Annotated in this window: 11 protein-coding genes; 10 read left to right on the forward strand and 1 reads right to left on the reverse strand. The window is 71.8% G+C overall.

Annotated features, from left to right (window positions below; all coding sequences use genetic code 11):
* From ribA to A6Q79_RS02635, 6 genes are all read left to right on the forward strand, one after another.
* On the forward strand, positions 1-620 hold a 620-nt coding region (gene ribA, locus A6Q79_RS02610; RefSeq protein ID WP_317696002.1), incomplete at its 5' end, for a GTP cyclohydrolase II.
* Positions 621-1,100, forward strand: a complete 480-nt coding sequence (ribH, locus tag A6Q79_RS02615) for a 6,7-dimethyl-8-ribityllumazine synthase (protein WP_067857170.1) — start codon at positions 621-623, stop codon at positions 1,098-1,100.
* 7 nt (positions 1,101-1,107) lie between these two features.
* Positions 1,108-1,371 carry a phosphoribosyl-ATP diphosphatase gene (locus A6Q79_RS02620; RefSeq protein ID WP_067857173.1) on the forward strand — a complete coding sequence of 88 codons (264 nt, stop codon included), beginning with the start codon at positions 1,108-1,110 and terminating at the stop codon, positions 1,369-1,371.
* A 91-nt stretch (positions 1,372-1,462) separates the two neighbouring features.
* Complete coding sequence (hisG, locus tag A6Q79_RS02625) at positions 1,463-2,308, forward strand: ATP phosphoribosyltransferase (RefSeq protein ID WP_286690515.1); 846 nt, start codon at positions 1,463-1,465, stop codon at positions 2,306-2,308.
* A complete protein-coding gene (locus A6Q79_RS02630; RefSeq protein WP_286690514.1) occupies positions 2,305-2,721 on the forward strand; it encodes a PH domain-containing protein in 417 nt (138 codons plus the stop codon). The genes hisG and A6Q79_RS02630 overlap by 4 nt, the downstream gene beginning before the upstream one ends.
* On the forward strand, positions 2,718-3,203 hold the full coding sequence (locus A6Q79_RS02635; RefSeq protein WP_286690513.1) for an SseB family protein: 486 nt from the start codon (positions 2,718-2,720) through the stop codon (positions 3,201-3,203). Before A6Q79_RS02630 ends, A6Q79_RS02635 begins: the two co-directional genes overlap by 4 nt.
* A gap of 228 nt (positions 3,204-3,431) precedes the next feature.
* On the opposite strand, the gene A6Q79_RS02640 is transcribed toward A6Q79_RS02635, so the two are convergent.
* Complete coding sequence (locus A6Q79_RS02640; RefSeq protein WP_286690512.1) at positions 3,432-4,451, reverse strand: GNAT family N-acetyltransferase; 1,020 nt, start codon at positions 4,449-4,451, stop codon at positions 3,432-3,434.
* Between the two features lie 275 nt (positions 4,452-4,726).
* Between A6Q79_RS02640 and infC the strand changes: the two genes are divergently transcribed.
* The 4 genes from infC to A6Q79_RS02660 form a co-directional block, all read left to right on the forward strand.
* Positions 4,727-5,455 (forward strand): translation initiation factor IF-3, encoded by a 729-nt coding sequence (infC, locus tag A6Q79_RS02645; RefSeq protein WP_253024694.1) that lies wholly within the window; start codon positions 4,727-4,729, stop codon positions 5,453-5,455.
* Position 5,456: 1 nt separating this feature from the next.
* The gene (gene rpmI, locus A6Q79_RS02650; protein ID WP_067857189.1) at positions 5,457-5,651 is read left to right on the forward strand and encodes a 50S ribosomal protein L35; all 195 of its coding nucleotides are present in this window, start codon (positions 5,457-5,459) and stop codon (positions 5,649-5,651) included.
* Between the two features lie 27 nt (positions 5,652-5,678).
* On the forward strand, positions 5,679-6,071 hold the full coding sequence (rplT, locus tag A6Q79_RS02655; protein ID WP_055970368.1) for a 50S ribosomal protein L20: 393 nt from the start codon (positions 5,679-5,681) through the stop codon (positions 6,069-6,071).
* Between the two features lie 20 nt (positions 6,072-6,091).
* On the forward strand, positions 6,092-6,412 hold a 321-nt coding region (locus tag A6Q79_RS02660), incomplete at its 3' end, for an RNA methyltransferase substrate-binding domain-containing protein (RefSeq protein ID WP_317696019.1).

The following is a 6,412-nucleotide window of genomic DNA, read 5'->3' on the forward strand; positions in this document are numbered from 1 at the left end:
CGGAGACGTCGCTGCCGACGGAGTTCGGCTCCTTCCGGGCGCTGGGCTACCGCGACCGCATCGACGGCGCGGAGCACGTCGCGCTCGTGCACGGTGACGTCGACGCGGCGGCTGCCGGGGGAGCGGGCGTGCTGGTGCGGCTGCACTCCGAGTGCCTCACCGGTGACGTGTTCGGCTCGCGGCGCTGCGACTGCGGCCCGCAGCTGCAGGCGTCGATGGCGGCGATCAAGGCCGAGGGTGCCGGCGTCGTCGTCTACCTGCGGGGGCACGAGGGCCGGGGGATCGGCCTGCTGCACAAGCTGCAGGCGTACGCGCTGCAGGACGCCGGCAGCGACACGGTCGACGCCAACCTCGCGCTGGGCTTCGGCGAGGACGAGCGCGACTATGCCGCCGGGGCGCAGATGCTGCGCGACCTCGGCCTGCGCTCGGTGCGGCTGCTGACCAACAACCCCGACAAGGCCACGCAGCTCGAGGCCTACGGCGTCAAGGTGGCCGAGCGCGTGCCGATCCAGATCGAGCCGACCCCCGAGAACATCCAGTACCTGCGCACGAAGGCCGAGCGCATGGGTCACGACCTGCCCGGGCTCGGCCTCGGCGACACCACCACGGAAGGCGAGTAGATGAGCGGACACGGAGCGCCCACCCTCCAGGTCGAGGCGGCGGGAGCGCGCGTCGCGATCGTCGCGTCGAGCTGGCACGACCAGGTCATGGACGGTCTGGTGGCGGGTGCCGAGCGCGCCCTGGCCGACGCCGGCGTCACCGACGTGACGCTGCTGCGGGCGGCCGGGTCGTTCGAGCTGCCCCTCGTGTCGCAGGGCTGCGCGGCTGCCGGCTTCGACGCGGTCGTGGCCCTCGGCGTGATCATCCGCGGCGGCACCCCGCACTTCGAGTACGTGTCGGCCGCGGCCACCGACGGCCTCGCTCGGGTCGCGCTCGACACGGGCGTGCCCGTGGGCTTCGGGCTGCTGACGTGCGACACCGAGGAGCAGGCGCTCGACCGCGCCGGGCTCGAGGGCAGCGCCGAGGACAAGGGCCGGGAGGCCGCAGAGGCCGCTCTGTCGACCTGGGCGACCCTCCGCGGTCTCGCGTCCCTAGACTGAGGTCACCATGAAGACCTTCGAGGACCTGTTCGCCGAGCTCGCTGCCAAGGCGCAGGCCCGGCCCGAGGGCTCGCGCACCGTGGCCGAGCTCGACGCCGGCGTGCACGCCATCGGCAAGAAGCTCGTCGAGGAGGCCGCCGAGTCGTGGATGGCCGCCGAGCACGAGGGCCGCGAGCGGACCGCCGAGGAGCTCAGCCAGCTGCTGTACCACGCGCAGGTGATGATGATCGCCGCCGGCATCACGCTCGACGACGTCTACGCGCATCTGTGACGACAGCGGAGCCTGACCTCCTGGGCCGCGCCGCTGTCGTCGACGGCAGCCGACTGCCGGGCCCGCCCCCCATCGTCAGAAGGACCCCACCATGCTGAGAGTGGCCGTGCCCAACAAGGGCGCCCTGTCCGAGGCCGCCAGCCAGATCCTCGCCGAGGCCGGGTACCGGCAGCGGCGCAACGCGAAGGACCTCGTCCTCGTCGACGCCGAGAACGACGTCGAGTTCTTCTACCTCCGCCCGCGCGACATCGCCGTGTACGTGGGGGAGGGGACGCTCGACGTCGGCATCACCGGCCGCGACCTCCTGCTCGACTCCGCCGCCTCGGCGGCGGAGCAGGTCGGGCTCGGCTTCGGCCGGTCGACCTTCCGCTTCGCCGCCCCCACGGGCACGATGCGGACCATCGACGAGCTCGAGGGCAAGCGCATCGCCACGTCCTACCCCGTGATCGTCCAGGACTACCTGCGCGGACGCGGTGTCAGCGCCTCGGTCGTGCGCCTGGACGGCGCGGTCGAGTCGTCGATCCGGCTCGGGGTCGCCGACGCCATCGCCGACGTCGTCGAGACGGGCAGCACCCTGCGCCAGGCCGACCTCGCCGTCTTCGGCGACCCGATCCTGTCGTCGGAGGCCGTGCTGATCACCCGCGCTGGCGCCGAGGAGCCCGCCGGCTACGAGGTGTTCAAGCGTCGCCTCGACAGCGTCCTCGTCGCCCGCACCTACGTGATGATGGACTACGACATCCGGGTCGAGCACGTGGAGCGCGCCGTCGAGCTGACGCCTGGCATCGAGTCACCGACGGTGTCGCCGCTTCATCGCGAGGGGTGGGTCGCCGTGCGCTCGATGGTGCCGCGCGACGCCGCCCAGAAGATCATGGACAGCCTCTACGGGCTCGGCGCCCGCGGCATCCTCGTCACGGACATCCTCGCGTGCCGGGTGTGAGCACGACCTACCGCCCGGGCGGCACCCGGTACGTCGCGTACGGGTCGTGCGTGGCGCTCGTGGCGATGAGCGTGGCCGTCACGCTGGCGCTGCCGGCGGACATCCGCGCGCAGGTGACCCTGTCGCAGGCGCTCACGCTGTACGGCTCGATCGCCGTGTTCCTCGTGATCCTGCACGGCATCGGCCGCAGCCGGGTGACGGTGGACGACGACGAGCTCGAGGTCGTCAACGGCTTCCGCACGCACCACGTGCCGTGGTCGCGGGTCCGTGGCTTCGCGTTCGGCGAGGGTGCCCCGTGGCCGACGCTGGTGACCGTCGACGACGAGCGGCTCATGCTGTTCGCGCTGCAGGGGTCCAGCGGCCACGGTCGGGTGCGGGACGCGGTCGACGACCTCGTGCGGCGCGTCCCGTGACCGGTCGATCGCTCGCCGAGCCGGCCTTCCCCGACGACGACGGCCGGCTCGACCCGCGCCTCGGCGCGGTGCTCGGCGACACCACGGCGGTGCTCTCGCTGCTCGGCCAGGTGCGGGTGTTCGTCCCGATCGTGGCCAGCCTCGGCGAGGCGAGCCGCGCGGCCGGGCCGGAGGCGCTCGTGTCGGGCGACAAGGACGCCGACATGGCGGCGGTGCTCATGACCGGCCGCGACGGCCGCCAGGCACTGCTCACCTTCACCAGCCTCGACGCGATGGCGCGCTGGAACCCGCAGGCACGTCCGGTGCCCGTGTGGGGACAAGCGGCCGCCGTCGCGGCCCTCTCCGAGGGTGCCGCCGCGATCCTGCTCGACCTCGGCTCGCCGCACTTCCAGGTGGTCGAGACCGACGACCTGCGCCACCTCGCCGCCGGCGACCGGCTCGTCGCCACCGACGCCGGCCACGCCTGGGTCACGGGGAGCTGACGGGCGTCGACCTGTGGTCACGCTGCGGTCGGTCTTCTGGAGAGCCTCGACCGGGCGGGTGGGAGGTAGATAGCACGCGTATCCCTGGGCCCGGAGGTAGGTGACGCTCGGAATGAGGGGCTCATCCCGAGCGTCACCTACCTCCACCCCCGCAGCAAGCGCGCGCCACCTACCTCCCACACACCGGGCCCGGCCACAGCCCGGCGACCTGGCCCGACCACCGCGCCCTCAGGCCGTCTCGACCGCCCGCACCCCGGACAGCGGGACGGTGACGTGCACGGCGGCGTCGTGACGTTCCACGCGGGCGACGAAGCCAGCGGCTCCGACAGCCCGGAGCAAGGTGTCGTTGGAGCCCGCAGAGACGAACGTGAGCCGCTCGGCACCGTCGGACTTCGCGTGCCGGGCGGCCTGCTTGACGAGCAGGGTGCCGAAGCCGCGACCCTGCCAGGCGTCCTCGACGAGCAGCTGGAAGACGTGGTCGTCGGGACGGCCCTCCAGCACGCCCCGCTCGAGGACGCCGTGACCCACGAGGTCGAGCCCGACCTGCACGACCAGGGCGATCCCGTGCTCGGGCGTCACGAGGCGGCGCGCCATGCGCGTCGTCATCGGCATCCGCAGAGGCACCTGGTAGCGCGTGTAGAGCGTGTCGACGCTGCACCGCTCGTGCAGGGCCGACACGGCCTCGATGTCAGCGAGGCCGGCCACCCGCACCAGCGGGACGGGGTGACGCGGCGACGGTGCGATGAGCGGGACGTCGACCCCCGCGTCGCTGACCAGCGACAGCAGCGCCTGGGCCCGCGCACGCTCGACCGCCGTGAACGGCACCGCACGGCTGACCCTGAGCGTCGAGCCGTTGCGACGTCGCAGGTCGAGCACGTCGTGCCCGGCGTAGTCGGCGACGTCGGGCGGGGCGATGGCGAGCAGCTCGCCCAGCACCTCCTCGACGTCGCGACCTCCCTCCAGCACCTCGTGCACGGCGTCCAGGTAGCGGGTCGGCGCGTCGAGGTGCGCATCACCGTCGGCCCGCGTCACCGACACCTCGGCGCCGCCCGCCTCGGTGAACAGCCCTGCGAGCGCCAGCTCCGTCAGGCCGTCGTCGCCCTCCACGACGAACTCGTCGGTCACCGTCGGCCGGGTCGAGAAGACCTGCATCGCGACGATGTTCACGTCCGCGTCGCCGCACGCCTGCGCCACCCGACCGAGCAGTCCCGGCCTGTCCGGGAACGTCGCCCGCACCCTCCACCTCATGTCCGCACCTCCTGGTGCCAGGATGGCGCTGCGCTGTTGCTCGTCCGCGTCCGCCGTGTTTCGCCGCGATGACGCCGGACGTTGCCGTCCTCCAGCGCGCCGTTTTCGTTCCTCGGGGCACGCCTGCTATCCTGGTCAAGAAGTGGAGGCCCACCTCCCACCTGCTCGGTCCGCGGATCGAGGGGTACCTCGGCCGGTACGCCCGGTCGAGCGACGCCGTCCGGTACGCGCCGGCGGCGTGCATCGGTGGCCTCCGTCCTGAGGGACGGGGGCCATTGTCGTGGGCCTCCTGGACACAGACCACAGGAGGATCCATCAGCACAGAGCTGCGCGTCAACGACCGCATCCGCGTTCCCGAGGTCCGTCTCGTCGGACCCGGAGGCGAGCAGGTCGGCATCGTGCGCATCGAGGACGCCCTGCGCCTCGCCGCCGAGTCCGACCTCGACCTCGTGGAGGTCGCCCCGACGGCCCGCCCCCCGGTGTGCCGCCTCATGGACTACGGCAAGTTCAAGTACGAGGCCGCCCAGAAGGCACGCGAGTCACGACGCAACCAGACGAACACCATCATCAAGGAGATGAAGCTCCGCCCCAAGATCGACCAGCACGACTACGACACCAAGAAGGGTCACGTCGTGCGGTTCCTGAAGGCGGGCGACAAGGTCAAGATCACGATCATGTTCCGCGGTCGTGAGCAGCACCGTCCCGAGCTCGGGTACCGGCTGCTCCAGAAGCTGGGCGAGGACGTGTCGGACCTGGGAGTCGTCGAGGCGCACCCGCGCCAGGACGGCCGCAACATGACGATGGTGCTCGCACCGCTGAAGAAGAAGTCCGAGGCCCAGGCCGAGGTCGCCGCCGAGAAGGCGAAGACCACGGCTGAGCGGACCGCGGAGCGCGAGGCCGAGGCAGCCGCCGAGAAGGCGCGCCGCGAGGCCCAGCAGAAGACCGCGACGCCCAAGAAGGCCCGGCGTCGCTCCGAGAACCTCGACCCAGACATGGAGGCATGAGATGCCGAAGTTCAAGCCCCACTCGGGCATGAAGAAGCGCGTGAAGCTCACCGGCAAGGGCAAGCTGCGCCGCGAGCAGACGAACCGTCGTCACCTCTTGGAGTACAAGTCCAGCACGCGGACCCGTCGCCTCGCCGGCACGACCGACGTGTCGAAGGCGGACACCAAGAAGGTCAAGAAGCTGCTCGGTCTCTGACCGCACCCCACCCGAAGGAGAACCGACATGGCACGCGTCAAGCGTTCCGTCAACGCGCAGAAGAAGCGCCGCGAGACCCTCGAGCGGGCGTCCGGCTACCGTGGCCAGCGCTCGCGTCTGTACCGCAAGGCCAAGGAGCAGGTCACTCACTCCCTGGTCTACAACTACCGTGACCGCAAGGCCAAGAAGGGCGACTTCCGTCGTCTCTGGATCCAGCGCATCAACGCTGCGGTCCGCGCCGAGGGCCTCACCTACAACCGCTTCATCCAGGGCCTCAAGGCCGCGGGTGTCGAGGTCGACCGCAAGATGCTGGCCGAGCTGGCCGTCAACGAGCCCGCGGCGTTCAGCGCGCTCGTCCAGGTCGCGAAGGACAACCTTCCGGCCGACGTGAACGCGCCCAAGGAAGACGCGACGGCCTGACCGCCTTCGCCTCCACGCCCGTGGCGAGCCCCGAGCCGACCCTGACCACCCGTACCGGGCGGGTCAGACGTGCTCGACGGCTCGCCACGCGGCGTTTCCGGGCCGAGACCGGCCAGTTCCTGGCCGAGGGCCCGCAGGCCGTCCGCGAGGCGCTCGCCCTGACGGGCGTCACGCACGAGGTCTTCGCCACCGCTGCGGCCACCGAGCGTCACGCCGCGCTGCACGACGCCGCACTCGACGGTGAGGTGCCGTGGAGCGTCGTCGACGACGACGTGCTGGCCGAGATCGCCGACGCCACCACCCCGCAGGGCGTGGTCGCGGTCTGCGACACCGTCGTGCGG

Source organism: Aeromicrobium sp. REDSEA-S32_B7 (assembly GCF_001626145.1).
GTDB classification, from domain to species: Bacteria; Actinomycetota; Actinomycetes; order Propionibacteriales; family Nocardioidaceae; genus Aeromicrobium; species Aeromicrobium erythreum.